The sequence below is a fragment of the uncultured Limnohabitans sp. genome (genome assembly GCF_937889215.1).
GTDB lineage: Bacteria > Pseudomonadota > Gammaproteobacteria > Burkholderiales > Burkholderiaceae_C > Limnohabitans_A.
In genome coordinates this window covers 1-2,019 of sequence record NZ_CALBEX010000314.1, presented here as the reverse complement: position 1 = coordinate 2,019, position 2,019 = coordinate 1, and the positions used below count along the sequence as shown (strand labels likewise).

2 protein-coding genes and 1 pseudogene are annotated in these 2,019 nt (G+C 60.5%); 2 read left to right on the top strand and 1 reads right to left on the bottom strand.

Annotation, left to right across the window (positions count from 1 at the left end; translation table 11 throughout):
* Positions 1-699: LysR family transcriptional regulator (locus Q0341_RS08070; protein ID WP_299511915.1), on the bottom strand; the 699-nt coding region annotated here is incomplete at its 3' end.
* Positions 700-839: 140 nt separating this feature from the next.
* On the opposite strand from Q0341_RS08070, the gene Q0341_RS08065 reads away from it, so the two are divergent.
* Together Q0341_RS08065 and Q0341_RS08060 are read left to right on the top strand one after the other, a co-directional pair.
* Entirely contained in the window at positions 840-1,691 is an 852-nt protein-coding gene (locus tag Q0341_RS08065; RefSeq protein WP_299511913.1) for a class II aldolase/adducin family protein, read from the top strand.
* An 82-nt stretch (positions 1,692-1,773) separates the two neighbouring features.
* Positions 1,774-2,019, top strand: a pseudogene (locus tag Q0341_RS08060) (DNA damage-inducible protein D); the annotation flags it as partial.

The window sequence follows — 2,019 nt, the reverse complement described above, 5'->3', positions numbered from 1 at the left end:
CATGCCATCGACCGCCGCGGCAATCGCCATGGCCGCACGGTCAAAAGAGGGCCGAGGCCCTGCGGGCATGTGAAGCGCATGAAAGGCAAACCACTGCGGCCAGCCCACGGGGCTCAGCTGCGAGTCAATCAAGGGCCATCTGGCCAGCAGTTGCTCTGGCGGTTCTTCGCGTTGCAGCAGGCGCGCGGCCACCAGCGGGGCGATGTGCTCGTCGCCCAAAGCGCAGACATCGAGCCCCGCGGTGTAGCGCGGTGGGCCGTAGGCAATCGAGACATCGATCTCTCGCTGCGCCCCTAAATCGAGCGGCTCAGCGCCCGTGGTGAGGCGGATGTTGACCGTCGGGTGCAGCGCCATGAAGCCGGGCAAGCGCGGGCCTAGCCACTTGAGCGCCAGGCTGGGCGCGCAGTGCACCGCCAGCACCTGGTCCTGCGTGGGCAACTGCACCTCGGCGCAACTGGCTTCGAGTGCACCGAACAAACGGTCCAGACTCTCAAAGAGGCGCTGCCCCTCCCGCGTGGTCTGCACCTGGCGGTGGCTGCGCTCAAACAGCGCTCGGCCAAAATACTTTTCCAAGTCGCGAATCTGGTGGCTGATGGCCGAAGCGGTCAGGTGCAGCTCTTGAGCGGCCAGGGCAAAACTCTGCAGGCGCGCAGCCGCCTCGAAGGTGCGCAAGCGGGCCAAAGGCGGAAGATTTCTCATGCAAGTGATTTTCAGATGAATTGAGTTCATGTTTCCATGAGCATTCACCATTTGTCAAGACAGCCCCCATTAGGCGAATATTGGGCAAATATCGGATGAACATCCGGTTTTCCAACACTTTGGCTTTTTTGGACCACCCCATGACTTCCAACCAATTTTTGCCCTCCGAACACCGCTTTGACCCCTTGACCGAGCCCAAGGTGTCGATCTACCAACCCGAGCAGCCCAGTCTGTTGTTTCCGGGCATTCCTACTTTTGACAACCACGCCCAACACCGCCAATACCTCAAAGAACGCCTGGCCGGGGCTTGCCGGGCCTTTGCCCGTGCCGGTCTGGACTACGGCTTTGCGGGACACCTGACCATCCGCGACCCCGAGCGCCCCCACCTGTACTGGACCAACCCCATGGCGGTGCACTTTGCGCAGGTCAAGGTGTCCAACCTGATCCTGGTGGACCACCAGGGCCAGGTGATTGAGGGAGACTACGCAGTCAACCGGGCTGGTTTCGTGTTGCACGCCGCCGTGCACGAGGCGCACCCCGACATCCTGGCCATGTGCCACGCCCACACGGTCTACGGCACAGCCTTCGCTTCGCTCGGCCAGCCTTTGCTGCCCATCTCGCAAGACGCTGCTGCTTTTTTTGAAGACCATGTGGTCATTGGCGACGAAGCCGGTCAAGTGGCGGTCGAGGTGCAGGCGGGCCTGAAAGTGGCCGACTGGTTCAAGGGCGTCAAAGCCGCCATCCACCAAAACCACGGTCTGTTCACCGCCAGCCGCCACAGCATCGAGGCTGCAGCCTTCTGGTTCATTGCGCTGGAGCGCTGCTGCAAGCAACAACTGGCCGTGATGGCCACAGGCCAAACTCCGCGCCTGGTGCCCCCGGACCGCGCACGCTACAGCCGCGAACACGTCGGCAGCGAATACATCGGTTGGCTGCACTTCCAGACCATCTGGAATGATCTGGTGCGCACCGAGGCGGATTTGCTGGCGTGAGGGAGGCATAAAGAGATTACGATAGGACTCACATTGAAAATGGACACCATGCCAAGCCAGAGGTCAAAACGGGAGTCTCGCCATGAAAAAAGAGTTGGTCCAAGCCCTCACCGACAATTTTGAGGGTCATGCGCAACAAACTGAAACTGGCGTTGAGTACTGGCTTGCAAGGGACATCCAGCACCTGCTGGGCTACACGGAATGGCGCAACTTCGGACTCGTGATCAGCAAAGCGAAGACCGCCTGCGAACTGAGTGGTCAAGGGGTAACAAACCATTTTGTTGACGTCAACAAAATGGTCGACTTGGGCTCCGGTAGCCAGCGCCAA